Source organism: Actinomadura miaoliensis (genome assembly GCF_039536785.1).
In the GTDB taxonomy this organism is placed as follows: domain Bacteria; phylum Actinomycetota; class Actinomycetes; order Streptosporangiales; family Streptosporangiaceae; genus Spirillospora; species Spirillospora miaoliensis.
In genome coordinates this window covers 76,496-101,271 of record NZ_BAAAZG010000012.1, presented here as the reverse complement: position 1 = coordinate 101,271, position 24,776 = coordinate 76,496, and the positions used below count along the sequence as shown (strand labels likewise).

General features: G+C 74.3%; 19 protein-coding genes. 15 read left to right on the top strand and 4 right to left on the bottom strand.

Translation table 11 applies throughout. From position 1 onward, the window contains the following. Window positions 1-3: 3 nt before the first annotated feature. The 3 genes from ABD811_RS11115 to polX all read left to right on the top strand — a co-directional run bounded on the left by ABD811_RS11115 (window position 4) and on the right by polX (window position 3,624). Entirely contained in the window at window positions 4-924 is a 921-nt protein-coding gene (locus ABD811_RS11115; RefSeq protein ID WP_344944896.1) for an EamA family transporter, read from the top strand. 76 nt (window positions 925-1,000) lie between these two features. After that, window positions 1,001-1,843 carry a proteasome subunit beta gene (prcB, locus tag ABD811_RS11110; RefSeq protein WP_344944894.1) on the top strand — a complete coding sequence of 281 codons (843 nt, stop codon included), beginning with the start codon at window positions 1,001-1,003 and terminating at the stop codon, window positions 1,841-1,843. A gap of 62 nt (window positions 1,844-1,905) precedes the next feature. Then, entirely contained in the window at window positions 1,906-3,624 is a 1,719-nt protein-coding gene (polX, locus tag ABD811_RS11105; protein WP_344944891.1) for a DNA polymerase/3'-5' exonuclease PolX, read from the top strand. Window positions 3,625-3,822: 198 nt separating this feature from the next. On the opposite strand, the gene ABD811_RS11100 is transcribed toward polX, so the two are convergent. The 3 genes from ABD811_RS11100 to ABD811_RS11090 all read right to left on the bottom strand — a co-directional run bounded on the left by ABD811_RS11100 (window position 3,823) and on the right by ABD811_RS11090 (window position 7,163). Further along, window positions 3,823-4,806: a COX15/CtaA family protein gene (locus ABD811_RS11100; RefSeq protein WP_344944888.1), complete on the bottom strand. Its 984-nt coding sequence runs from the start codon at window positions 4,804-4,806 to the stop codon at window positions 3,823-3,825. A gap of 58 nt (window positions 4,807-4,864) precedes the next feature. Then, on the bottom strand, window positions 4,865-6,064 hold the full coding sequence (locus tag ABD811_RS11095; RefSeq protein ID WP_344944885.1) for a PrsW family intramembrane metalloprotease: 1,200 nt from the start codon (window positions 6,062-6,064) through the stop codon (window positions 4,865-4,867). A 100-nt stretch (window positions 6,065-6,164) separates the two neighbouring features. Next, window positions 6,165-7,163, bottom strand: coding sequence for a heme o synthase (locus tag ABD811_RS11090; protein ID WP_344944882.1), 999 nt, complete (start codon window positions 7,161-7,163; stop codon window positions 6,165-6,167). A gap of 581 nt (window positions 7,164-7,744) precedes the next feature. Here ABD811_RS11090 and tkt point away from each other — a divergent pair. The 10 genes from tkt to ABD811_RS11040 all read left to right on the top strand — a co-directional run bounded on the left by tkt (window position 7,745) and on the right by ABD811_RS11040 (window position 21,820). Further along, on the top strand, window positions 7,745-9,877 hold the full coding sequence (gene tkt / locus ABD811_RS11085) for a transketolase (protein ID WP_344944880.1): 2,133 nt from the start codon (window positions 7,745-7,747) through the stop codon (window positions 9,875-9,877). Between the two features lie 39 nt (window positions 9,878-9,916). Beyond that, complete coding sequence (gene tal / locus ABD811_RS11080) at window positions 9,917-11,041, top strand: transaldolase (RefSeq protein WP_344944877.1); 1,125 nt, start codon at window positions 9,917-9,919, stop codon at window positions 11,039-11,041. A 52-nt stretch (window positions 11,042-11,093) separates the two neighbouring features. Beyond that, entirely contained in the window at window positions 11,094-12,773 is a 1,680-nt protein-coding gene (locus tag ABD811_RS11075) for a glucose-6-phosphate isomerase (RefSeq protein ID WP_344944874.1), read from the top strand. A 72-nt stretch (window positions 12,774-12,845) separates the two neighbouring features. Further along, window positions 12,846-14,627, top strand: coding sequence for a phosphoheptose isomerase (locus tag ABD811_RS11070; RefSeq protein ID WP_344944871.1), 1,782 nt, complete (start codon window positions 12,846-12,848; stop codon window positions 14,625-14,627). Then, window positions 14,624-16,294, top strand: coding sequence for a glucose-6-phosphate isomerase (locus tag ABD811_RS11065; protein WP_344944868.1), 1,671 nt, complete (start codon window positions 14,624-14,626; stop codon window positions 16,292-16,294). Before ABD811_RS11070 ends, ABD811_RS11065 begins: the two co-directional genes overlap by 4 nt. A 214-nt stretch (window positions 16,295-16,508) precedes the next feature. Further along, the gene (zwf, locus tag ABD811_RS11060; RefSeq protein WP_344944866.1) at window positions 16,509-18,035 is read left to right on the top strand and encodes a glucose-6-phosphate dehydrogenase; all 1,527 of its coding nucleotides are present in this window, start codon (window positions 16,509-16,511) and stop codon (window positions 18,033-18,035) included. A gap of 3 nt (window positions 18,036-18,038) precedes the next feature. Continuing rightward, window positions 18,039-19,064, top strand: a complete 1,026-nt coding sequence (locus ABD811_RS11055; RefSeq protein ID WP_344944863.1) for a glucose-6-phosphate dehydrogenase assembly protein OpcA — start codon at window positions 18,039-18,041, stop codon at window positions 19,062-19,064. Next, entirely contained in the window at window positions 19,061-19,843 is a 783-nt protein-coding gene (pgl, locus tag ABD811_RS11050; protein ID WP_344944860.1) for a 6-phosphogluconolactonase, read from the top strand. The genes ABD811_RS11055 and pgl overlap by 4 nt, the downstream gene beginning before the upstream one ends. A gap of 136 nt (window positions 19,844-19,979) precedes the next feature. After that, entirely contained in the window at window positions 19,980-21,125 is a 1,146-nt protein-coding gene (locus ABD811_RS11045) for a histidine kinase (RefSeq protein WP_344944858.1), read from the top strand. Between the two features lie 23 nt (window positions 21,126-21,148). Continuing rightward, entirely contained in the window at window positions 21,149-21,820 is a 672-nt protein-coding gene (locus tag ABD811_RS11040; RefSeq protein WP_344944855.1) for a response regulator transcription factor, read from the top strand. Between the two features lie 9 nt (window positions 21,821-21,829). On the opposite strand, the gene ABD811_RS11035 is transcribed toward ABD811_RS11040, so the two are convergent. Further along, window positions 21,830-22,429, bottom strand: a complete 600-nt coding sequence (locus ABD811_RS11035; RefSeq protein ID WP_344944852.1) for a helix-turn-helix domain-containing protein — start codon at window positions 22,427-22,429, stop codon at window positions 21,830-21,832. 92 nt (window positions 22,430-22,521) lie between these two features. On the opposite strand from ABD811_RS11035, the gene ABD811_RS11030 reads away from it, so the two are divergent. Both ABD811_RS11030 and ABD811_RS11025 read left to right on the top strand, forming a co-directional pair. Then, window positions 22,522-23,517: an NAD(P)/FAD-dependent oxidoreductase gene (locus ABD811_RS11030; RefSeq protein ID WP_344944849.1), complete on the top strand. Its 996-nt coding sequence runs from the start codon at window positions 22,522-22,524 to the stop codon at window positions 23,515-23,517. Further along, window positions 23,514-24,731, top strand: a complete 1,218-nt coding sequence (locus tag ABD811_RS11025; protein WP_344944847.1) for a Cmx/CmrA family chloramphenicol efflux MFS transporter — start codon at window positions 23,514-23,516, stop codon at window positions 24,729-24,731. The genes ABD811_RS11030 and ABD811_RS11025 overlap by 4 nt, the downstream gene beginning before the upstream one ends. Window positions 24,732-24,776: the final 45 nt, after the last annotated feature.

The following is a 24,776-nucleotide window of genomic DNA, read 5'->3' as shown; positions in this document are numbered from 1 at the left end:
TCCGTGGCGCTCGCTGAGGCCCCCGGCTCGTACGAACGTCCCGGCGGGTTCGCGGGACGTGCGCGCCCGCTGTCCCTGGGCACCGTGCCGCCGCCCGCGCTGATCCTGCTCGGCATCCTGTCGGTGCAGGTGGGCGCGGGACTGGCCAAGCACATGTTCGACCGGCTGCCCCCGGACGCGGTGGTCTCGCTGCGGCTGCTCACCTCGGCGGTGGTGCTGGCGTTCGTCACACGCGGGGCGCTGCGGGTCACGCTGCGCGGCAGGTCCCGGCGCGACTGGGCCGTGGTCGCGGGGTTCGGGCTGACGCTGGCGCTGATGAACTTCTCCATCTACCAGGCGTTCTCCCGCATCCCGCTGGGCGTGGCGGTGACGATCGAGTTCCTCGGGCCGCTGGCCGTGGCCATCATGGGGTCGCGGCGGGCACGCGACGCGGTGTGGGCGGTGCTGGCCTTCACCGGCGTGCTGATGCTGGCGCGCGGCGGCGAGATGGATCCGGTCGGCATCGCGTACGCGCTGCTGGCCGGGGTTTGCTGGGCCGCCTACATCCTGCTGACCGCGGCGACCGGGCAGCGGTTCCCCGGCTCGACGGGCCTGGCCGTGGCCAGCATCGTTGGCACCGTCGCGATCATGCCCGTGGGGATCGCCGCGGGCGGCGAGGCGATGCTCGACCCGGAGCTGCTGCTGTTCGGCCTGGGCGTGGGCCTGCTGTCGTCGGTGATCCCCTACAGCCTGGAGATGGAGGCGCTGCGGCGCATGCCCGCCCGGGTGTTCGGCATCCTGATGAGCCTGGAACCCGCCGTGGCCGCCCTGATCGGGGTGGCGCTGCTCGGCGAGGTGCTGTCGGGCCGCCAGTGGGCGGCGATCGGATGCGTCATCGTCGCCTGCGTCGGCGCCACCCGCGGCCGGGAGGAGCCGTCCGCCTGACCGGCCGCGGCACGGTGGCGGGACGGCGCCGGCCCGTGAAAGGATCACCCGCAGGACGAACCGGAAAGGAGCCGCCGTGACCGGCCGCGCCGACGAGCAGGGACTGCCGCCCGAGTTCTTCGAGGCGGGATCGGCGTCGTTCGTCGACTTCCTGCGCGTCCACTCCCCCGACCTGCTGCCCGTCAACCGCGTGGGCCGCGACGGCGGCACGCTGCCGGACCTGCCGCACGGCACGACCGTGCTGGCGCTGGTCTACGACGGCGGCGTGATGATGGCCGGCGACCGCCGCGCCACCCGCGGCCACGAGATCGCCTACCGCGAGCTGGACAAGGTGCAGCGCGCCGACGAGTACTCGATCGTCGCGTTCGCCGGCACCGTCGGGCTGGCGATGGAGATGGTGCGGCTGTTCCAGGTCGAGCTGGAGCACTACGAGAAGATGGAGCTGTCGCGGCTGTCGCTGGCGGGCAAGGCCCGCCGTCTCGGCGCCGTCGTGCAGGCCAACCTCGCCCAGGCGATGCAGGGCCTGGCGGTGGTGCCGCTGTTCGCCGGATACGACCCCGACGAGGACCGCGGCCGCATCTTCACCTACGACATCACCGGCTCCCCGCAGGAGGCCCGCGACTTCCACGCCGAGGGGTCGGGCTCCCCGTCCGCCCGCGGCGCGCTGAAGAAGCTCTACCGGCCCGGCCTGGACGAGCGGGACGCCGCCGCGGTGTGCGTGCACGCCCTCTACGACGCCGCCGACGACGACACCGCCACCGGCGGCCCGGACCGCCAACGGCGCATCTACCCGACGGTCGCGGTCGCCACCGCCGACGGCTTCCGCGCCCTGTCCGAGGACGAGGTCACCGAGATCGTCGAGGAGGTCGTCCAGGGCCGCTACGAGCGCCCCGACGGCCCGGTCGCCCCGCTCCGCTGACCCCGGCGGCACCGGCTCCGGCGGCCCGGCGGAACGTCGTACCCGGCTCCTAGACTGCCGATATGGCACGGGCGAACGACGAGGCGGCGGACCTCATCCAGGAGCTGGCGGATCTGCTGTCCATCACCGGGGGCGACGCGTACAAGATCCGGGCGTACGAGAAGGCGGCGCGGGCGATCGCGGGCTACCCCGAGGACATCTCCGGGCTCGACCTGGCCGGGCTGAAGAAGATCCCGACCGTCGGCGACGCGATCGCCAAGAAGCTGCTCGACTACCTCGCCACCGGCACCATCCGGCAGGTCGAGGAGCTGCGCGCGCAGATCCCGGCGGGGGTGCGGGCGCTGACCTCGATCCCCACGCTCGGGCCGAAGAAGGCCATGGCGGTCTACGAGGCGCTCGGCATCTCCTCGGTGCCCGAGCTGGCCGAGGCGATCCGCCAGGGCCGGCTGCGCGACCTGCGGGGCTTCGGCGCCAAGACCGAGGAGAACATCCTGCACGGCATCGAGCTGATGCAGCAGGCGGGCGAGCGGGTCCTCATCGACGTGGCCGCCGACCTCGCCGAGGAGATCGTGGCCGAGCTGTCGCGGGTCACCGGGTGCGTCCGCTGCACCTACGCCGGGTCGCTGCGCCGCATGCGCGAGACGATCGGCGACATCGACGTGCTGGCCGCCTCCGGCGACCCGGGTCCGCTGATGGAGGCGTTCACCGCGCTGCCCTACGTCACCGAGGTCATCGCGCGCGGCGAGAAGAAGACCTCCGTGCGCACCGTCAAGGGCCTGCAGGTCGACCTGCGCGTCGTCCCGCCCGAGTCGTGGGGGGCGGCGCTGCAGTACTTCACCGGCTCGCAGGCGCACAACATCCGCACCCGCGAGATCGCCGTCCGCGCCGGGCTGAAGCTGTCGGAGTACGGGCTGTTCGACGCCGGCACCGACGAGCTGATCGTCTCCGAGACCGAGGAGGAGGTCTACCAGCGCCTCGGCCTGCCGTGGATCCCCCCGGCGCTGCGCGAGGACGGCGGCGAGATCGAGGCCGCGCTGGCCGGGGACCTGCCCCGCCTGGTCACCGTCGAGGACCTGCGCGGCGACCTGCACAGCCACACCGACCTGACCGACGGCACCGCGTCGCTGGCGGACATGGTCGCCGCGGCCGCCGGCCGCGGCCTGGAGTACTACGCCGTCACCGACCACGCGCCCAACCTGTTCATGCAGCGCATGACCGACGAGAAGGCGCTGGCCCAGCGCGAGGAGATCCGCGCGCTTCAGGAGCGCCACCCCGGGCTGACGCTGCTGCACGGCACCGAGCTCAACATCGACCCCGACGGGGGCGTCGACTGGGACGCCGATTTCCTCGCCGGCTTCGACGTCTGCGTGGCCTCGGTGCACTCGCACTTCACCCAGGACAAGGCCGAGATGACCCGCCGCCTGGTCCGGGCCTGCGAGAACCCGCACGTCCACGTGATCGGCCACCCCACCGCCCGCCTGATCGGCAGGCGGCCGCCCGTCGACGCCGACTGGGACGAGGTCTTCAAGGCCGCCGCCCGCACCGGCACGGCACTGGAGATCGACGCCTTCCCCGACCGGCTGGACCTGCCCGCCGACCTGATCCGCCGCGCCAAGCGCTTCGGCGTCAAGTTCTCCATCGACACCGACGCCCACGCGGTCGGCCACCACCGCAACATCCGCTACGCCGTGGGCACCGCCCAGCGCGGCTGGCTGACCCCCGACGACGTCATCAACACCTGGCCCCTCGACCGCCTCCGCGCCTTCCTGCGCAAAACCTGACAGGCCCGCGCCGGGCACCAGGTGCTCGGCGCGCTGCCCGCCGACGAAGGCGCTCCGCGTCGGCGGTCGGCGCCACGGCCCGGGCGCTGATGCGCCGCAGCCGGGTCGCGCGCGTCTTTCGGCGGGCGTCTTTCAGCAGGGCGCCGAAGGCTCGCCGCGGCGATGCGGTTTCGTGCGGCCGCACGAGCGGGGGCCGGGTCAGGCGGGCTGTGGGGCCTTGGTCCGGGTGGGGGTGGGGGCCGGGACGGGCAGGGGGCCGCGGTCGCGCGTGGACAGCAGGACGCGCAGCACGGCGATCCACATCAGGGCCGCGCAGAGCATGTGCAGCACCACCAGCGGGGCCGGCACGCCCAGGAAGTACTGGACGTAGCCGAGCACGCCCTGGCCCAGCTCAAGCCCGAACAGTTCCAGGGTGTGGCGGCGCACGTCGCGGGGCGCGTTCGTCCGGTGCAGGGCGGCCAGCAGCGTGACGGTGAGGGCGACGGTGACCCACGCCAGGAGGCTGTGGACGCGGGTGACGTCCTCGATGTTGAAGCCGTAGCGGCGGGAGTCGGCGTCGCCCGCGTGCGGGCCGGTGCCGGTCACGACGGTGCCCGCGATCAGGACGGCGCCGGTGGCGACGACCAGCGCCTGCGCGATGCGCCGGACGGCCGGGCCGACCAGGGCGCGCGGCGCCGCGTCGCCCTCCCCTGCGCGCACCCACAGCGCCACGCAGAAGATCAGCAGCGCGGGCGAGACCAGGAAGTGCAGCGACACCGACGTCGGGTGCAGCTCGGTCAGCACCACGATGCCGCCGATGATCGCCTGGGCGACCACGCTCAGCGGCTGGGCGGCGGCCAGCAGCAGCAGGTCGCGGCGGCGGGGCCGCAGCCGCAGGGCCGCGACGAACACCAGCAGCCCGATCGCCAGCACCAGGAAGGTCAGCATCCGGTTGCCGAACTCGATGGCCATGTTGACGGCCGGATGCTCGGGGCTGTGCGTGGGGACGAGGCTGTCGCCGGTGCACTTGGGCCACTCGGGGCACCCCAGGCCCGACTCGGTGACCCGCACGGCGCCGCCGGTCGCGATGATCCCCGCGTTGCCGATCACTCCGAACAGGGCGAGCAGCCGCATCGACGCGGGGGTGGGACGCCACACGGCGTCACGCGCTCTGGAGAAAAGGGACAGCACTTCGTCGGCCACGCCATTCATCGTATTGGCGGTCCGTCGTGACCTGGATCCGCCCCCGCGGTAGCCGCCGTCAGCGGCCGTAGGGGCTGTGCGGCGGCATGAAGCCGGACGGCCCCTGCGGCGCCCACGGCGGCGCGGCGGGCGGCGGCGTCCGCAGGAACGCCTGGCGGGCCAGCGCCATCAGGTTCAGCAGCGCGTCGCGGCGCGCGTCGAACCACCGGGGGTCGGCGACGCCGCGTTCGACGCGCTTGTGCAGCAGCGCCAGCTCGGTGGCGGCCAGCTGGTAGTCGGCCATGGCGCGGGCCGCGCCGGGGCCGCCGACCATCCGGGCCCAGCGCCGGGCGATCCGGCGGGATTGCATGGAGCGCAGCATCTGCACGTCCTGCGGCGTGACCAGCCCGGTGCCGGCGTACATCGGCAGGTAGGTCTCGATGCGGCGGACGGTGCCGCGACGGTCCACCACCACGAGGATGACCAGGACGAGCAGGACGCAGAAGTCCAGGACGTACACCACGGCCAGGCCGCCCAGCCCGAACGTGGTGGCGCCGTTCCACATGCCGTGCAGCAGCATCGCGCCGAACAGGCCGATCAGCGGGACGACGACGCGGCCGCGGCGGTGGGTGGCGGCGTAGGCGACGCCGAGGCCGGTCATGGAGGTGAACAGCGGGTGGCTGAGCGGCGCGACGATGCCGCGCAGCACGAACACGGCGCCGAGCTGGTGCGCGCCGCCCTCGTCGAAGGCGCGCATGTAGTAGGTGACGTTCTCCATCATCGCGAACCCGAGGCCGACCATGCCCGCGTAGATCAGCCCGTCGGCGACGCCGTCGATCTCGTTGCGGCGGAACCACAGCAGGCCGAACAGCACCGCGCCCTTGAGGGTCTCCTCGATCAGCGGGGCGCCGAGCACGGCGCTGACGAAGTGCCCCTCGGCCTCGCCGAACACCGGCACGGTGACGTAGATCATGCCGAGGGTGTTGAGCACCAGCGCGCCGAGCACGGCCACCCCGGCGCCCCACATGAACGAGAACACCAGCGTGCGCGGCGGCTCGGGCTCCAGCCGGTCCAGCGTGAGCATCAGCGCGATCAGCAGCGGGATCGGCAGGATCGCCAGGACCAGCCCGGTCCAGAAGCCGGCCCCGCCGTACAGGGCGGAGACGCCCAGCGCGGCCAGGGCGCACAGCGAGGAGACGGTGAGCCCGGCGATCAGTCCGATCGGCGGGCGCCCGGGGATCCGTCCCTCCAGGACCGCCTTGGGGTCTACGCGTGCCATGTCGCGAGCGTAACCGGCCCGTCGGCCGGGCGCTAAGCGCGCGTCGCCCGCGACGGCGGCGGGGTCGGCACGGTCGCGGGGGCCGGCGCGGCGGCGGGGGTCAGCGCAGCAGCGGGTCGATCGCGACGGCGGTGAACAGCAGCGCCAGGTACACGTTCGACAGGTGGAAGAAGCGCATGGGGCGCAGGTGCACGCCCGTGACGCCCGCCCGGACGGCCTTCAGCAGGCGGTGCCCCTCGGCCAGGAACACCAGGCCGAGCACGACGGCCACACCGCCGTACACCGGTCCCATCCCCCCGACCGGCCACAGCAGCAGCGAGCACGCGACGGTGGCGTAGGTGTAGATCAGGGACTCGACGATGACGCGCCGTTCGCCCGCGACGACGGGCAGCATGGGCACCTTGGCGACCGCGTAGTCCTCGCGGTAGCGCATGGCCAGCGTCCAGGTGTGCGGGGGCGTCCACAGGAACACCACGCCGAACAGCACGAAGGGGGTCCAGGCCAGCTCGCCGGTGATGGCGGTCCAGCCGATGAGCACCGGCATGCAGCCGGCGATGCCGCCCCACACGACGTTCTGCGAGGTGCGCCGCTTGAGCAGCAGCGAGTACACGAAGATGTAGAACAGGATCGCGAACGCCGCCCCCGCCGCCGCGGGCGCGTTGACGGTGAGCAGGAACCCGACGGTGGACGCGACGGCCAGGGCGATGCCGAAGACCAGCGCCTCGGTGGGGGTCACCTGCGCGCGGGCCAGCGGGCGGCGGCGCGTGCGGCGCATCTTGGCGTCGATGTCGCGGTCGATGTAGCAGTTGATCGCGTTGGCGGCGGCGGCGGACAGGGTGCCGAACGCCAGCGTCGCCAGCACGGTGCCCAGCGGCGGGACTCCCCCGGCGGCCAGGAACATCACCGGGATGGTGGTGATCAGGAGCAGCTCGATGACGCGGGGCTTGGTCAGCGCCACGTAGGCCCGCAGCAGCTCGGGCAGCGGGCGCCGCCCGGCCGCGGCCTGCGCGGCCGGCGGAAGCGCGGGCGCCTCGGGGGTCATCCCGGTCGGCATCTCGTCGGCGAGATCGACCGCGTACTTGTTACTGAGCACCGTCACAATCGGTCCACGTTCAGCTAGGCATAGGAGATTCGCGTACCACCTCGGCGGCGCCCCCGCGTTTTGGGTCGCACCTCGGTTCGGTGAAACGACCGCGGCCGCTTGGAGCGACCGCGCAATCACTGTAGTCCGCCCCCTGCCGGGGTCACGCACCGGGTCACCGGACGCGCCGCGGCCGAGGGGAGGGCCCGGGGGCGTGTCGACGGCGCCGTCGGTGGGACGCGGCGTCCCCCTGGAGTTCACCCGGGCGGGGGGTTAGGGCCGAAGGCGATCGGGCAAGGGTCGTCAATGCGGCACGCCCCCCGCCGCCTGTACGGACGTCAACGGAGACGGCACGGCGGTCCGCTAGGCTCGGACCGGCGAAGCATGATCTTCACCGGCCACGGCGGGACGCCGTCCGAGGACGGCCGAGCGGTATCGCGCTCCCACGCGCGGCCGCAGGTCGGGCGAGGGGTCCGGGCCGTGCGGGAAGAACACGCGGGCTGGGCCACGTTGCGCCTAGGGGCGGGGCGAGCGCGGCGGCGCCGCGCACATCGCACACGACAATCCGAGACAGTGGTTCGAGAGGAGCCTGGCGTTCCGTGACTGGGGACAGCAGCACCTTTGAATGGTCCGACCTGGACCGGCGGGCCGTGGACGTGATCCGCGCCCTCGCCATGGACGCGGTGGAGGAAGCGGGTTCCGGTCACCCGGGCACGGCGATGAGCCTGGCTCCCGCCGCCTACCTGCTCTTCCAGCGTTTCCTGCGGCACGACCCCACCGACCCCTCATGGCCCGGCCGCGACCGGTTCGTGCTCTCCTGCGGGCACTCCAGCCTGACCCTGTACATCCAGCTCTACCTGTCGGGCTACCCGCTGACGCTGGACGAGCTGAAGGCGCTGCGCAAGTGGGGCAGCCTCACCCCCGGCCACCCCGAGCACGGTCACACCGCGGGCGTGGAGACCACCACCGGCCCGCTGGGGCAGGGCATCGCCAACGCGGTCGGCATGGCGATGGCGGCCCGCCGCGAGCGCGGCCTGTTCGACCCCGACGCCGATCCGGGCGCCTCCCCGTTCGACCACACCATCTGGGCGATCTGCTCCGACGGTGACATCGAGGAGGGCATCAGCCACGAGGCCAGCGCCCTGGCCGGTCACCAGCGGCTGGGCAACCTGGTCGTCCTGTACGACGACAACCACATCTCGATCGAGGACGACACCGCGATCGCGCTGTCGGAGGACGTGCGCGCCCGGTACGCCGCCTACGGCTGGGACGTGCACCACGTCGACTGGACCGAGGGCGGCGACTACCACGAGAACGTCGAGGCGCTGGCCGCCGCGATGGAGGCCGCGCGCGCCGAGACGAGCCGCCCGTCGTTCATCGCGCTGCGCACGATCATCGGCTGGCCCGCCCCCAACAAGCAGAACACCGGCAAGATCCACGGCGCGGCGCTGGGCGCCGACGAGGTCGCCGCGACCAAGCGCGTCCTCGGCCTGGACCCCGGTAAGACGTTCGACGTGCCCGCCGACGTGCTCGCGCACGCCCGCCAGGTCGCCGACCGGGGCCGCGCCCTGCGCGCGGAGTGGACCAAGGCGTTCAAGGCGTGGCGGCAGGACAACCCCGAGCGCGCCGCCGAGTTCGACCGTCTCGCCGAGCGCCGCCTGCCCGACGGCTGGACCAAGGCGCTGCCGGAGTTCGAGCCGGGCAAGGAGCTGGCCACCCGCGCCGCGTCCGGGCAGATCCTGAACGCTCTGGCGCCGGTGCTGCCGGAGCTGTGGGGCGGCTCGGCGGACCTGGCCGAGAGCAACAACACCACGATGAAGGGCGAGCCGTCGTTCATCCCGGAGGAGTTCCAGACCAAGGAGTTCCCCGGGCACCGGTACGGCCGCACCCTGCACTTCGGTGTGCGCGAGCACGCGATGGGCGCGATCCTCAACGGCATCGCGCTGCACGGCGGCACCCGCCCGTACGGCGGCACGTTCCTGGTGTTCAGCGACTACATGCGTCCGGCGGTGCGGCTGGCGGCGCTGATGAAGCTGCCGGTGACGTACGTGTGGACGCACGACTCCATCGGCCTGGGCGAGGACGGCCCGACGCACCAGCCGGTCGAGCACCTGTGGGCGCTGCGCGCGATCCCCGGGCTGGACGTGGTGCGCCCCGCCGACGCCAACGAGACCGCGGTGGCCTGGCGCACGATCCTGCAGCACACCGACCGCCCGGCGGGGCTGTGCCTGACCCGGCAGAAGGTGCCGACGGTCGAGCGCGGCAACGGGCTGGCGTCGGCCGAGGGCACCGCCAAGGGCGGGTACGTGCTGGCCGAGGCCGAGGTCGACGGCGGGCGGCCCCACGTGATCCTGATCGCCACGGGCAGCGAGGTGCAGCTGGCGCTGGAGGCCCGGGAGATCCTGGAGGCCGAGGGCACGCCGACGCGCGTGGTGTCGATGCCGTGCGTGGAGTGGTTCGAGGCGCAGGACGAGTCCTACAAGCAGCAGGTGCTGCCGCCGGCCGTGCGGGCCCGGGTCTCGGTGGAGGCCGGGGTGGCGCTGGGCTGGCGCGGCTACGTCGGGGACGCCGGCGAGTCGGTGAGCCTGGAGCACTTCGGCGCCTCGGCCGACTACAAGACGCTGTTCCAGCAGTTCGGGCTGACCGCCGAGCGGGTGGTGGCCGCGGCCAAGGCCAGCCTGATCAAGGCGCACGCCGAGGGCGCCGGGCGCGGCGAGACCACCGGCAACTGAGCGCCGTATCCCGATCGCGACCCCCGAGCAGGAGGAACGATGAGTGAGACGTTGAAGCGGCTGTCCGCCGAAGGCGTGTCCATCTGGCTCGACGACATCAGCCGGGAGCGGCTGCGCACCGGCAACCTGGAACAGCTGGTGCGGGAGAAGAACGTGGTGGGGGTGACCTCCAACCCCACGATCTTCGCCAAGGCGCTGGGCAAGGGCTCGGCGTACGACGACCAGGTCCGCGACCTGGCGGTGCGGGGCGTGGACGTGGAGGAGGCGTCCCGTGCGATCACCACCTACGACATCCGGTGGGGCTGCGACGTGCTGCGCCCGGTGTACGACCGCACCGAGGGCCTGGACGGGCGGGTCTCCATCGAGGTCGACCCGCGGCTGGCCCGCGAGACCGAGAAGACGGTCGCCGAGGCGCGGGCGCTGTGGTGGATGGTGGACCGGCCCAACCTGTTCATCAAGATCCCGGCGACCGTGGAGGGGCTGCCCGCGATCACCGCGGCGCTGGCCGAGGGCATCAGCGTGAACGTCACGCTGATCTTCTCGCTGGAGCGGTACGGGCAGGTCATCGACGCGTTCTTCGAGGGGCTGGAGAAGGCCCGGGCGAACGGGCTGGACCTGTCGAAGATCGCCTCGGTGGCGTCGTTCTTCGTCAGCCGGGTCGACACCGAGATCGACAAGCGGCTCGACAAGATCGACTCGGAGGAGGCGGCGAAGCTGCGCTCCAAGGCGGGCGTGGCCAACGCCCGGCTGGCGTACGCGCTGTACGAGGAGAAGTTCGGCTCCGACCGGTGGCAGGCGCTCAAGGACGCCGGGGCGCGTCCGCAGCGTCCGCTGTGGGCGTCGACCGGCGTGAAGGACCCGAACCTGCCCGACACGCTGTACGTGGACGAGCTGATCGCGCCCGGGACGGTCAACACCATGCCGGAGGCCACGCTGGAGGCCACCGCCGACCACGCCGAGGTGCGCGGCAACACCGTCCAGGGCGCCTACGACGAGGCGCGGGCGCACATGCGGGCGCTCGCGGATGTCGGCGTCGACTACGACGACGTGGTGCGCGTGCTGGAGGACGAGGGCGTGGAGAAGTTCGAGGCGTCCTGGAGCGAGATGCTCGGCACGATCCGCCGCGAGCTCGAGGACAAGGCGCCCGGCGGGGGCGGCGCGTGACGCCGGGGAGCGGCGGTCGCGTCTCCGACGGCCGGCCCGGGAGGTGCCGGCCATGACCGCGGTGGTGACCGCGGGCGGTGTCTCGGTCACCATCCGGGGCGCCGTCGTCGACGAGAGCGAGACGATCCTGTCGCGCCTGGTCTCCGACGGCGTGCCGCGCTCCCTGACCTCGGGGCACGCGGGCCTGTGGGGCCCGGACGCGGCGCGGGAGGCGTCCCGGCGGCTCGGGTGGCTGCGGCTGCCCGAGCGGTCGCGGGCGCTGCCGGCGCGGCTGGCCGAGCTGGCCGGCGCGGCCCGTGACGCGGGCCTGGACCGGGTGGTGCTGGCGGGCGTGGGGGGCGCCGCGCTGGCACCGGAGGTGATCGCCCGCACGTGCGGCGTGCCGCTGACCGTGCTGGACACCACCGATCCGCTGGAGGTGGGCCGGGCGCTGGACGGCGACCCGCTGCGCACGCTGGTGGTGGTCGCCGACCCGCCGGGCGACAACGTGGAGACCGACGCGCTGCGCCGGGTGTTCGAGGCCGCGTTCGGGGAGGCCGGGATCACCGGCGCCGACCTGGCGCGGCGGTTCGTGGTCGTCACCGATCCCGGCTCGCCGCTGGCGGAGGCGGCGGGCGCGGCCGGGTACCGGCTGCTGCCCGCGCCCGGGGACGTCGGCGGCCGGTACGCGGCGCTGTCGGCGCTCGGGCTGGCGCCCGCGGCGCTGGCGGGCGCGGACGTGGCCGGGCTGCTGGAGGACGCGGCGGAGCTGGTCCCGGTGCTGGCCCAGCCCTACGAGAACCCGGCGCTGGCGCTGGGCGCCGTCCTCGGCGCCTCGGCGCTGGTCGGCCGGGACAAGCTGCTGATCGCCGACAACGGGTCCGGCCTTCGCGGCCTGGACGGCTGGATCGAGCATCTGGTCGCCGAGTCGACCGGCAAGGACGGCCGGGGCCTGCTGCCGGTGGTGGTCGAGGGCGTGGACGCGCCCGGGTTCGAGCCCGCCGAGGACGTGCGGCGGGTCGTGCTGGGGACCCGCCCCGACGATCCGGCGGCGCACGGGCCGTTCGGCGAGGAGACGGCGCTGGGCGTGTCCGGGCCGCTGGGCGCGCAGTTCCTGCTGTGGCAGTACGCGACGGCGGTGGCGTGCCGGGTGCTTGGCGTCAATCCGTTCGACCAGCCGGACGTGCGGGCGTCCGAGCGCAACACCGCGGCGCTGCTGCGCGCCGAGGAGGGCCTGGCGCCCACCGTGATCAGCCGCGTTCCGGCGCTGGTGTGCGACGAGGTGGAGGTGCACGCCCCCGAGGAGCTGGTGCGGGGCGTCACCGACCTGACCGGCGTGCTGGAGGCCCTGCTGGAGGCGGTGCCCGACGGCGGTTACCTGGCCGTCATGGCGTACCTGGACCGGGAGGGCGACGCGGCGGCGGCGGGCCTGCGCGGGTTGCTGGCCGCGCGCGGTGAGGCGATCCGCAAGCGCCCGGCCCCGGTCACGTTCGGGTGGGGGCCGCGGCTGCTGCACACGACCGGCCAGTACCACAAGGGCGGGCCGCAGAACGGGGTGTTCCTGCAGCTCACCGGGGAGGCGCCGCGCGACGTGGCGGTGCCGGGCAGGCCGTACAGCCTGCGGGAGCTGCAACTGGCCCAGGCGTTCGGCGACCTGCGGGCGCTGCGCTCGGTGGGCCGCCCGGCGGTGCGGCTGCACCTGCGCGACCGCGCGGCGGGCGTCGCCCGCCTCGTCGCGGCGCTGACCGACTGAACGGTCCAGAGATCCGGGAGTGGGTCGCGAATGCCTGTTCTCTCCTGAAACGATAGGGCGTCGGGAGGAACGGTGTCCGGATTCGACGTACTGACGCGCGGCGAGGTGCTGGACGCGGCGCTGCAGGCGCGCGACTACCTCGTCAGCTGCGGGGTGCCCGGCGCGCTGGCCGCCAAGGACCCCAGGCTGTGGGGCCGCCGCGCGGTCGACCACAGCCGGCTGGGCTGGCTCGACCTGCCCGTGGCCTCCCGCGGCCTGCTCAACCAGATCGAGCCGCTGGTCACCGAGGCCCGCTACACCGGCCTGGACCACGTCGTGCTGATCGGCGTGGGCGCCGACGCGCTGCCCGCGCAAGCGATCGTCGAGGCGCACTCCCCCGCCGGGCTTCCGCTGGCGGCCGCCGGGCGTCCGGCGGTGCCCGACCCGGCGGCGCGGCCGGACGCCCCGTCGGGCGGGCTGACCGTGCTGGACGGCGGGGACGCCGCCGCGCTCGGCTACGCCCTGGACCGGCTCGACCGGACGCTGGTGGTGCTGGCCAGCAAGCCGGGCGTGTCCATCGAGGGCGACGCCTACCGGCGGATCTTCATGGCGGCGTTCCGCGAGCACGGCCTGTCCGAACGCGAGATCGCCGCGCGGTTCCTGGTGATCACCGACCACGGCAGCCCGCTGCACGACTTCGCCCGCCAGTGCGGCTACCGCATCGGGCTGACCGATCCGTACCTGCCCGGCCACTACGGGGCGCTGTCGGCCTACGGGCTGGTGCCCGCGCTGCTGGCCGGGGCCGACGCCTACCGCGTGCTGGACGAGGCGGCGACCGTGGCCGCGTCGCTGGGACGCGACGAGGACAACCCGGGCCTGCTGCTGGGGGCGATCCTGGGCGGTTGCGCGCAGCGCGGCGTCGAGGGCGGTCCGCGCGACAAGGTGATGCTGCGCGAGCCCGGCGGCCCGACCGCGCTGAGCGCCTGGATCGCCCAGCTGCTGGCGGTGGCGACGGGCAAGCGCGGCCGCGGCATCCTGGCGTTCGACCCGTTCGGCGGGCCGGGCGAGCGGCCCGACGTGCACAGCATCGCGATCAACCCGCGGGCCGAGGGCTCGTCGGAGACCGACACCTCGCTGTGGGCGCCGCTGGGCGCGCAGTTCCTGCTGTGGGAGTACGCCACGGCGGTGGCGGGCTGGCTGATGGGCGTCAACCCGTTCGAACCGGGCAGCCTGGTGGTGCAGGAGGCCGAGGACGACGCGGCGACGATGCTGCAGGCGGCGGGTTCGGGCCCGCTGCTGACCGGCGACCCGGCGTTCGTCGACGGCGGGATCGAGGTGCACACCGACGTGCCGTCGCTGGGCGGGTCGCGGCTGGAGGGGGTGCTGGACGCGCTACTGGCGCACATGCCGATGAACGGGTACGTGTCGGTCGCCACGTACGTGTCCGGGGACATCTCCGGCCGGTACCTGGCGCCCGCGCTGGCGCGGCGCAGCGGCCGTCCCGTCCTGTACGGGCAGGGGCCGGCGTACCCGCACGCCACCGGCCCGGTGCACAAGGACGGCCCGGGCGGCGGCGCGTTCCTGATCGTCACCGGGGATCCGGCGCCGGGCGACCCGCTGGCCGACCATCCGGTGCCCGGCCGCTCGTACGGGCTGGCCAAGCTGCAGCTGGCGCGGGCGCTGGCGGAGGTGCGGGCGCTGCGGCAACGGGGCCTGCCGGTCGTCCGGCTGCACCTGCGCGACCCGGTGGAGGGCGCTGCCCGGCTGATCGAGGCGGTGCGCGCGGCGCCGGGCGCGCGCACCGGCGTGCGCGCCGGCGGAGCGGCCCGCGCCGCGGAAGGCGGCGACGGCCGGGCGGGACGGACGGGCCCGTGACCGAGTACACCTCGGTCGTCTCGGGCGGGGTCACCGTCACCGCCCGCGATCCCGTGCGGCAGCACGCGCGGCGGGTCATGGGGCGGCTGTGGATCGACCAGGTCCCCGTCCGGCTGGCCTCGGAGGACGCGACGCTGTGGCCGTCGGCGACCGCCGCCGAGCGGGAGGGGCGGACGCTGTGCTGGCCCGGGCAGCCGGGCGCGGCGCGCGCCGTGCTCGACCGGGTGGCGCAGCTGCGGGCCCGGGCGCGGGACGCGGGCCTCACCGAGGTGGCGCTGCTGGGCGGCGGCCCGCCGGCCCGCGCCGCCGACGTCATCGTCCGCCGCTGGCTCGCCGACCGCGACCCGTCCGAGCGGCCGCCGGGGAGCCGCTGCCCGCTGACGGTGTTCGACAGCGGCGACCCGGGGCCGGTGGCGCGGCTGGCGTCCGACCACGGACGGCTCGGCCGCACCCTCGTCGTCGTCACCGGGGACGACCCCGATACCGACGCCCTGAGCCGGGCGTTCACCGCGCTGTTCGGCGAGCTGGGGCTGTCCCCGGCCGAGACGGCGCGGCGGTTCGTGACGGTCGCGGCCACCGGGAGCAGGTCCGCCAAGCTGGCCGCCGAGGCGGGCCACGCGGTGGTCGAGGCCCCCTCGCCCACGGTGTTCGGGGCGCTGTCGCCGTACGCGCTGGTCCCCGCGGGGCTCGCCGGGGCGGACGTGGCGGCGGTGCTGGACGCGGCCACCGCGGTGCTGCCCGCCCTGACCCGTCCGGAGAACAATCCGGGGCTGGTGCTGGGCGCGATCCTGGGCGGCGCGGTGCGCGCGGGCCGCGGCACGGTCGTGCTGGGCGGGTACTCGGCGGAGCCGCCGGAGCTGGCCGACTGGATCGCCCCCGTGCTGGCCGGGGCGACGCACGGGCGCCTGCTTCCGGTCGTGCAGCACGGCGGCCTGCCGGTGCTGCCCGACGACGACCTGTTCCTGGTGACCCTGGACGGGCGGCCGCGGCAGGACGACGTCACGGTGTCCGGACCGCTCGCCGCGCAGCTGGTCGTGTGGGAGTACGCGGCGGCCGTGGCCGGGCACCTGCTGGGCGAGGACCCCCTCGCCTCCCCTGCCGCCGACGACGCCGGCGAGCCCGCCGTCCCGGATCCCGCCGTTCCGGATCCCGCCGGGCCCGACGCCGCCGACGAACCGATCTTCGTCGACGGGCACGGGAGCCAGGCCGTGGCGGCGCACACCGCCGACCCCGCCCTGGCCGCCTGCGGCGACCTGTCCGCCCTGCTGGACGCGCTGACCTGGCGGGTCACCGACGACGGGCACCTGGCGATCGTGGCCTTCCTCGACCCCGACCGGCGGCAGGGGCAGGGCGCGCAGGTCAGGCGGCTGGCCGGGCTGATGGCCGCGCGCACCTCCCGGCCCGTGACGGTGACCTGGGGCCGCCGGCTCCCGGCGACCGGGAATGATCGTCGCGAGAAGGGCGTATACCTGATGCTGACCGGGAACGTCGTGCACGACGTGCCGGTCGCCGGACGGCATCGCCGGCTGGGCGCCGCGCAGCCGGCGCGGGCGCTGGCCGCGGCGCGGGCGGCACGTCACGGCGGCCGCCCGGTGGTCCGGTTGCATCTGCACGACCGCCGGTCGGGCCTGGCCCGGCTGCTCGAACTCGCCCGGGGAGGGGCATGAGCTCGTCCTGACCGAGCACAGGTATACCGAGCACACGCACAGCGAGCACACGCACAGCGAGCACACGTACCACGACATGCAAGCCGACATCTGACCGAACACGACGGCCCGCGCACGGGGGCACCCGGGGAACGCGCGCGGCCACGGGAGATAGCAGGATGAATCAGTGGGCAGGAACGGTCCACGGCACGACGCGGGAAGAGAGGGCCGCCACGTGACCATCGCACACAACCCGCTCCGGGACCCGCGGGACAAGCGGCTGCCCCGGGTGGCCGGGCCCTGTGTCCTGGTCCTGTTCGGAGTCACCGGAGACCTGTCGCGCAAGAAGCTGCTGCCCGCCATCTACGACCTGGCCAACCGGGGGCTGCTGCCGCCGGGGTTCTCGCTGGTGGGCTTCGCCCGCCGCGCCTGGGAGCACGAGGACTTCCGGCAGATCGCCTACGACTCGGTCAAGCAGTACGCCCGCACCCCCTTCCGGGAGGACGTCTGGCGGCACCTGGCCGAGGGCATCCACTTCGTGCCCGGCGAGTTCAGCGACCCGGGCGCGTTCGAGGCGCTGGCCATGGCGCTCAAGGAGCTGGACCAGACCCGCGGCACCGGCGGGAACTACGCCTTCTATCTGTCCATCCCGCCGAAGTTCTTCCCCCAGGTGGTCGAGCAGCTGCAGAGCGCCGGGCTGGCCGACCGCTCCGAGGGGGCGTGGCGGCGGGTCGTCATCGAGAAGCCCTTCGGCCACGACCTGGCCAGCGCGATCGAGCTGAACGACACCGTGCACCGCGTCTTCCCCGAGGAGTCGATCTTCCGGATCGACCACTACCTCGGCAAGGAGACCGTGCAGAACATCCTGGCGCTGCGGTTCGCCAACGAGATGTTCGAGCCGATCTGGAACCGGTCGTACGTCGACCACGTGCAGATCACGATGGCCGAGGACATCGGCATCGGCGGCCGGGCCGGGTACTACGACGGCATCGGCGCCGCCCGCGACGTCATCCAGAACCACCTGCTGCAGCTGCTGGCGCTGACGGCGATGGAGCCGCCCACCTCCTTCAGCGCCGAGGCGGTGCGGGCCGAGAAGGCCAAGGTGCTGTCGGCGGTGCGGATTCCCAGCGACCTGTCGCTGGCCACCGCCCGCGGCCAGTACGCCGCCGGCTGGCAGGGCGGCGTGAAGGTGCGCGGCTACCTGGAGGAGGAGGGCATCCCCGCCGACTCGCGCACCGAGACCTACGCCGCGGTCAAGCTGGAGATCGGCAACCGGCGCTGGGCCGGCGTGCCGTTCTACCTGCGCACCGGCAAGCGGCTCAGCCGCCGGGTCACCGAGGTGGCGGTGCTGTTCCAGCGCGCGCCGCACCTGCCGTTCTCCGAGACCGACACCGAGGAGCTGGGGCAGAACGCCCTGGTGATCCGGGTGCAGCCGGACGAGGGCATCACGGTGCGGTTCGGCTCCAAGGTGCCCGGCTCCTCGATGGAGGTGCGGGACGTGAACATGGACTTCGCCTACGGCGAGTCGTTCACCGAGTCCTCGCCCGAGGCGTACGAGCGGCTGCTGCTGGACGTGCTGATCGGCGACCCGCCGCTGTTCCCCCGGCAGGAGGAGGTCGAGCTGTCCTGGCGGATCCTGGACCCGGTGGTGGAGCACTGGTCCCGCCAGCGCAGGATCGACCAGTACAAGTCCGGCGGGTACGGGCCCGACAGCGCCGACGAGCTGATGGCGCGCGACGGGCGCGCATGGAGGCGACTCTAAGAGATGAACATCGATCTGGCCGACACCACCACGCGCCGCATCCAGGACGCGCTGACGCAGGCCCGGCACCTGATGGGCGGTCCGGCGGTCGGCATGGTGCTCACGCTCATCATCGTGACCGACGAGTCGGCGCAGTACGACGCCGTGCGGGCGGCGACCGAGGCGTCCCGCGAGCACCCCTGCCGGGTGCTGACGGTGATCTCCCGGGACGCGCGCGGCAGCTCGTCCAGGCTGGACGCCGAGATCCGCATGGGCGAGACCGGCCCCGGCGAGACCGTCCTGCTGCGCATGTACGGCCCGCTCGCCGAGCACGCCGACTCGGTGGTCACCCCGCTGCTGATGCCGGACACCCCGGTCGTGACGTGGTGGCCGGGCGGCAAGGTGCCCAAGGCGCCCAGCCGCGACCCGCTCGGCAGGCTCGCGCAGCGCCGCGTCACCGACTCCTACGCCGCCCGCGACCGGCTCGGCACGCTGGCGCGGCTGGCCGACGCGTACGCCCCCGGCGACACCGACTTCACCTGGACGCGGCTGACCTCCTGGCGGTCGCTGCTGGCGGCCGCGCTGGACCAGGACCACGACGAGATCACCTCCGGGGAGGTCACGGCCGAGCCGGACAGCCCCAGCGCCGAGCTGCTGGCCGCCTGGCTGTCGGTGCGGCTGGGCGTGCCGGTGTCGCGGGGCACGTCGAACGGCCCGGGCATCACCGGGGTCCGGCTGGTCACCGGCAAGGGGGACATCGAGATCTGCCGTCCCGACGGGCGGGTGGCCACGCTGTGCCGGCCGGGGCAGCCCGACCGGCAGGTGGCCCTCATGCGCCGCCCGATGCCCGAGCTGCTGGCCGAGGAGCTGCGGCGCCTCGACCCCGACGAGGTGTACCAGGAGGCGGCGGCGCGGTTCGCCAAGGACCTGGCCGCCGGGAAGGGGCGCGAGGAGTTCGTCGCCGCCCCCGACGGCGGGGGCGCCGCGTCCGGCCGGTCCGCCGAGCCGGCGGGCGGGGCGGCGCGGGCGCCGAAGCCGGAGGCGACATGAGCACCCCGGGCGTGCTGGTCCACCGCGACCAGGAGCTGCTGGCCCGCGCGGTGGCGGCCCGCCTGGTGACCCGGCTGGTGGACGTGCAGGCCGCGCGCGGTTCGGCGTCGGTCGTGCTGACCGGCGGCGGGGTGGGCACCGCGGTGCTGGCCGAGCTGGCCGCCAGCCGCGCCCGCGACGCCATCGACTGGCGGGCGCTGGACATCTGGTGGGGGGACGAGCGGTTCCTGCCGTCCGGCGACCCCGAGCGCAACGAGACCGGTGCCCGCAAGGCGCTGCTGGACCACGTGGACGTCGACCCGGCGCGGGTGCGGCCGATGCCGTCCACCGACGGCCCGGACGGCGCCGACCCCGAGGCGGCGGCCGACCGGTACGCGGCCGCGCTGCGCGCCGCGGCCCGTCCCGAGGACCACGGGCCGGTGCCGTCGTTCGACGTGCTGATGCTGGGGCTGGGGCCGGACGCGCATGTGGCGTCGCTGTTCCCCGAGCTGCCCGCCCTGTACGAGGAAGAGCGGCCGGTCGTGGCGGTGCGGGGCGCGCCCAAGCCGCCGCCGACCCGCATCTCGCTGACGTTCCCCGCGATCCGGGCGGCCCGCGAAGTCTGGGTGATCGCGGCGGGCGAGTCCAAGTCCACGGCGGTGCGGCTGGCCCTGTCGGAGGCGGGCCCGATCCAGGTGCCCGGCGCGGGCGCCCGGGGACGGCAGCGGACGCTGTTCCTGCTCGACCGGGCCGCCGCGTCCCAGCTGCCGCCCGGCATCGAGCGCCTGAGCTCGCCGTAGCGGCGGTTCCCGACACGCGCCGGGTCTTCGGTTCCGAAGGCCCGGCGCTTTCGCGTCCGCCGGGTAGACGAAAGTCGATGCCGGCATCGACCGGCGGACATGGGCGGCTCGTGCCGGGGTCGGTAGGTTGGGTCGGGTGCTGCTGCGTCGATCCTCCCGCGAGTGGCTCCACGACGTCGCCGTCACGGCCGCCGCAGCCCTGCTGAGCTTCCTGTTGCTGCTGGGCGCCCGCTCCGACGCCGACCCCGACCCCTCGCTGTCCACCGACTTCGTGGTCGGAGGCGTGGCGCTGACGGTGCTGTTCCTGCTGCGCCGCCGCTGGCCCCTGCAGGTCTGGGCGGTGCTCATGGCCGGGCAGCTGTTCTCCACGGCCGCGATGGGGGCGCTCGGGCTGGCGCTGTTCACCGTCGCGGTGCATCGGTCCTGGTGGGCGGCGTTGACCGTGGCCGGGGCGGAGTCGGCGTTCATCACGGTGGGGTTCATGAACTCCACCTGGCGTTCCGAGCGCGAGTACTGGGAGACCCTGGCGGTGTTCCTGCTGGGCATCGCCGTGCTGGTGGCGATCGGGATGCTGACCCGGTCGCGTCGTCAGCTCATCGAGTCGTGGCGGGAGCGGGCCCGGCAGGCCGAGGAGCAGCAGCACATGCGGGTGGAGGAGGCCCGGCACCTGGAGCGGGAGCGGATCGCCCGGGAGATGCACGACGTGCTGGCGCACCGGATCTCGCTGCTGGCGGTGCACGCGGGGGCGCTGGAGTTCGGGGAGGGCGCCACCGAGCGGCAGCGGGAGGCGGCCGGGGTGATCCGCCGCTGCGCCTACGAGGCGATGGAGGACCTGCGGGAGGTGATCGGTGTGCTGCGCGACGACGGCGCCGACGCCGAACGGCCGCAGCCGACGCTGACCGACGTTCCGGCCCTGGTCGAGGAGTCGCGCCGCACCGGGGCGAACATCACCTTCGACGACCGCGTCCCCGATCCCGCGTCCGTGCCCAAGAGCGTGGGGCGGCACGCGTTCCGGGTCGTGCAGGAGGGCCTCACCAACGCGCGCAAGCACGCGCCCGGGTGCCGCGTGCGGGTGCGGATGGACGCCGCCGAGTCGGGCCTGACCATCGAGATCGTCAACCCGCTGCCGACGGGGCGGGCCGTCACCGAGCTGCCCGGCGCGGGAGCCGGGCTGATCGGGTTGCGCGAGCGCGCCGAGCTGGTCGGCGGGCGCCTGGAGCACGGCCGCACCCCCGGGGACGACTTCGTCCTGCGGGCCTGGCTTCCGCTGCCGTCGCGGTGACCGCCGCCCGTAAGGTGATCGGCGTGAACCCTCCCATACGCGTGCTCATCGTGGACGACGACGCGCTCGTCCGGGCGGGCCTGTCCATGATGCTGTCCGGGGCCGAGGACGTCGCGGTCGTGGCGGACGTGGCCGACGGCAGCGAGGTGGTGCCCGCGGTCAACGAGCACCGTCCCGACGTGGTGCTCATGGACATCCGGATGCCGCGGCTGGACGGGCTGGCGGCGACCGAGCGGCTGCGCGCCCGCCGCGACCCGCCCGAGGTCATCATCCTGACCACGTTCGACACCGACGACCACATCCTGCGGGCGATGCGCGCGGGCGCCAGCGGCTTCCTGCTCAAGCACACCCCGCCGCCGGACATCGTGCGGGCGATCCGGCGGGTGGCGGCCGGGGAGCCGATGCTGTCGCCGGCGGTGCTGCGCCGGATGATGACCTACGTGGCCGACGCCGCCGGGGTGGATCCGCGGCAGGCGCGGGCGCGGGCGCTGCTGGACCGGCTCAGCGACGGCGAGCGCGCCGTGGCGCTGCTGGTCGGGCAGGGCAAGACCAACGGCGAGATCGGCCGGGAGCTGTCGCTGAGCGTCGCGACGGTCAAGGCGTACGTGTCGCGGCTGCTGACGAAGCTGGACCTCAACAACCGCGTGCAGATCGCCCTGCTGGTCCACGACGCCGGCCTGGCCGACCCGTCCTAGCGGTGCCGGTCAGGGCGTGCGGGCCTGACGGGAACGGGGTCCGGCGCGGACGTGCACGCGTTCGCCCTGGCGGCCGAACAGGTTGAGGACCTCCACGGGAGAGTCGCCGGCGGGGCCGAACCAGTGCGGCAGGCGGGTGTCGAACTCGGCGGCCTCGCCCGGACCCATGATCAGGTCGTGGTCGGCCACGATGAGCCGCAGGCGCCCGGACAGGACGTACAGCCACTCGTAGCCCTCGTGCGTGCACGGCTCGGGCCGGTTCTGCTCGGCCGGGATGATCGATTTCCAGGCCTGGAGGGGCCCCGGCTGGACGGTGAGGGGGATCACCGTGCGGCCGTTGCGGACACGGGGCTTGATGCGGATACGCGGGTCGCCGACCTCCGGCGCCCCGACCAGTTCGTCCAGCGGCACCTGGTGAGCCTGGGCGATGGGCAGCAGGAGCTCCAGGCTCGGGCGGCGCTGACCCGACTCCAGCCGCGACAGGGTGCTCTTGGAGATGCCGGTGGCCTCGGCCAGCGCCGCCAGGGTCACCCCGCGCCGGGTGCGGATGCGTTTGAGGCGGGAGCCGACCTGGGCCAGCGTGGCGGCGATCGGGGATTCGTCGTCCATGCCCCCATTCCACCTCCCGCGTCCCAGAAACGGCAACAAAAGTTGTCGATCCGCCACCGGGGGACGCACCCTCGGGCCTGGAGGTGATCGCCATGAACGAGGCGACGAACGCCCCGGACGACGGGGTCCGCGACGTGGTGGTGGTCGGCGCCGGAGCGGCCGGCCTGAACGCCGCCCTGCTCCTCGGCCGCGCCCGCCGCAGGGTGACGGTGATCGACGCCGGCCGGCCGCGCAACGCGCCCGCCGCGCACATGCACGGCTTCCTGTCCCGCGACGGCCTGCCCCCCGCGACCCTGCTCGCCCTCGGCCGTGCCGAGATCGCCCGGTACGGCGTCCGGCTCGTCCAGGGGCGGGTGGAGCACATCGACCACGGCTTCCACGTCCACCTGGTGGGCGGGCCGGTGATCGAGGCCCGCCGCGTCCTGGTCGCGACCGGGCTGCGCGACGAGCTGCCCGACATCCCGGGCGTGCGCGAACGGTGGGGCAGGGACCTGCTGCACTGCCCCTACTGCCACGGCTACGAGGTCCGCGACCAGCCCCTGGCCGTCCTCGGCACCGGCCCCGGAGCGGTGCACCAGGCCCTGCTGCTGCGCCAGTGGAGCGACGACGTCGCCTTCTTCCCGCACACCCTGGAGCTGACGGCGGCGGACCGGGAACGGCTGGAGGCGCGCGGCCTGCGCATGGTGGAGGGCGAGATCGAGCATCTCGTCGTCGAGGACGACCGGCTGCGCGGCATCGCGCTCACCGACGGCCGTGTCGTCCCCCGGGCCGCCGCCTTCCTCTTCCCCCGCATGGTCCCCCACGACGAGCTGCTGACCGGTCTGGGCTGCGACAGGGACGACAACGGCTGGGTCGTCACCGACCGCACGGGCCGTACCAGCGTCCCCGGAGTCTGGGCCGCCGGAAACGTCATCGACCCGCGCGCCCAGGTCGTCACCGCCGCCGGCATGGGGTCCGCCGCCGCGTTCGCGATCAACACCGACCTGCTGGACGAGGACGTCGACCACGCCGTCGAACGGCATCGGGCCACGGCCGCCGCCGCGGGGACGACCGGCGGGCACGGTGCGTCGCGGGGTGCGGGCCGGTGAGCGTCGACACCGCACGGCGGCGGGCGCCGGTCTCCCGCGGGAGACTGCCACTCGGTGTCTACCTGCTGTCGTTCAGCCTGTTCGCGATGGGCAGCGCGGAGTTCCTGCTCGCCGGGGTGCTGCCGGCGATCGCCGAGGACCTGCGCGTCTCGCTGTCCTCCGCCGGCGCACTGATCTCCGCGTTCGCCGCCGGTGTCGTCATCGGCGGTCCGCCCCTGGCCGTCCTGACCCTGCGCTGGCCGCGGCGGACCACGCTGACGGCGGCTCAGGCCCTGTTCGCCGCGTCCGTGGCGACCGGTCTCCTCACCGGCAGCTACCCGGTGCTGCTGGCGACCCGTTTCGTCTGCGGCCTGGCCTATGCGGGGTTCTGGGCGGTCGCGGCGGTCACCGCGATCAGCCTCGTCCCGCCCGACCGCACCGCACGCGCCTCCGGGGTGGTCGTCAGCGGGCTCAGCCTCGCGATGATCGCCGGCGGCCCGGCGGGCGCGTTGCTCAGCTACTTCACCGGATGGCGGGGCGGATTCTGGGGCGTGGTCGTCCTCACCGCCGCCGGGGCGGTGCTGACCGTCCTCGCGCTGCCCGCGACGAGCGCGAACGGCGAACCCAGTGTGCGGCGTGAGCTGCGCACCATGAGACAGCCCCGGCTGTGGGTCGTCTACGCCGTCACCGTGCTCAGCACCGCCGCCTACATGATCTCGTTCAACTACCTCGCCGCGTTCCTGACCGACCTCACCGGCGTCCCCGGGGTCTGGATCCCCGCGATCCTCACGCTGTTCGGCGTCGGCGCCTTCGTCGGCCTGTCCATCGGGGGCAGGATCGCCGACAGGCGGCCCTTCCACGCCCTCCTGACCGGGGCGATCGGGATAGCGGCCAGTTCCGCCCTGCTCGCGGTCCTCGCCCGGCACGCGGCGGCCGTCGTCCCCCTCGTCCTGCTGCTGGGAATCGCCGGATTCGTGCTGAACCCGGCCATCTACGGGCGGGTGTTCACCATCGCGGCACAGGCGCCGACGCTCGCCGGGGCCACCACCGTCTCGGCGTTCCAGCTCGGGATCAGCCTCGTTCCGGCGCTCGCCGGCGCCGCCCTCAACGCCGGCGCCGGCCTCACGTCCATCACCTGGATCGGCGCCGGCCTGGCGGCGGTCACCGCGCTGACCGTCCTCGCCGACCGGACGGCCGCACGGCACCGGCCGCAGGGGGACCCGTCGCCGACGTGATCGGCCGGCTGACGAAGCGCTACCAAGGGCGAGGGGGACGCCGAC

What these genes read in the sequence shown, in the direction of transcription:
- polX (WP_344944891.1), top strand. Translation starts at nt 1,906, where the DNA reads ATGGCACGGGCGAACGACGAGGCGGCGGACCTCATCCAGGAGCTGGCG.
- ABD811_RS11095 (WP_344944885.1), bottom strand. Translation starts at nt 6,064, where the DNA reads ATGGCACGCGTAGACCCCAAGGCGGTCCTGGAGGGACGGATCCCCGGG.
- ABD811_RS11035 (WP_344944852.1), bottom strand. Translation starts at nt 22,429, where the DNA reads ATGGACGACGAATCCCCGATCGCCGCCACGCTGGCCCAGGTCGGCTCC.
- tal (WP_344944877.1), top strand. Translation starts at nt 9,917, where the DNA reads ATGAGTGAGACGTTGAAGCGGCTGTCCGCCGAAGGCGTGTCCATCTGG.
- pgl (WP_344944860.1), top strand. Translation starts at nt 19,061, where the DNA reads ATGAGCACCCCGGGCGTGCTGGTCCACCGCGACCAGGAGCTGCTGGCC.
- ABD811_RS11030 (WP_344944849.1), top strand. Translation starts at nt 22,522, where the DNA reads ATGAACGAGGCGACGAACGCCCCGGACGACGGGGTCCGCGACGTGGTG.
- ABD811_RS11075 (WP_344944874.1), top strand. Translation starts at nt 11,094, where the DNA reads ATGACCGCGGTGGTGACCGCGGGCGGTGTCTCGGTCACCATCCGGGGC.
- ABD811_RS11055 (WP_344944863.1), top strand. Translation starts at nt 18,039, where the DNA reads ATGAACATCGATCTGGCCGACACCACCACGCGCCGCATCCAGGACGCG.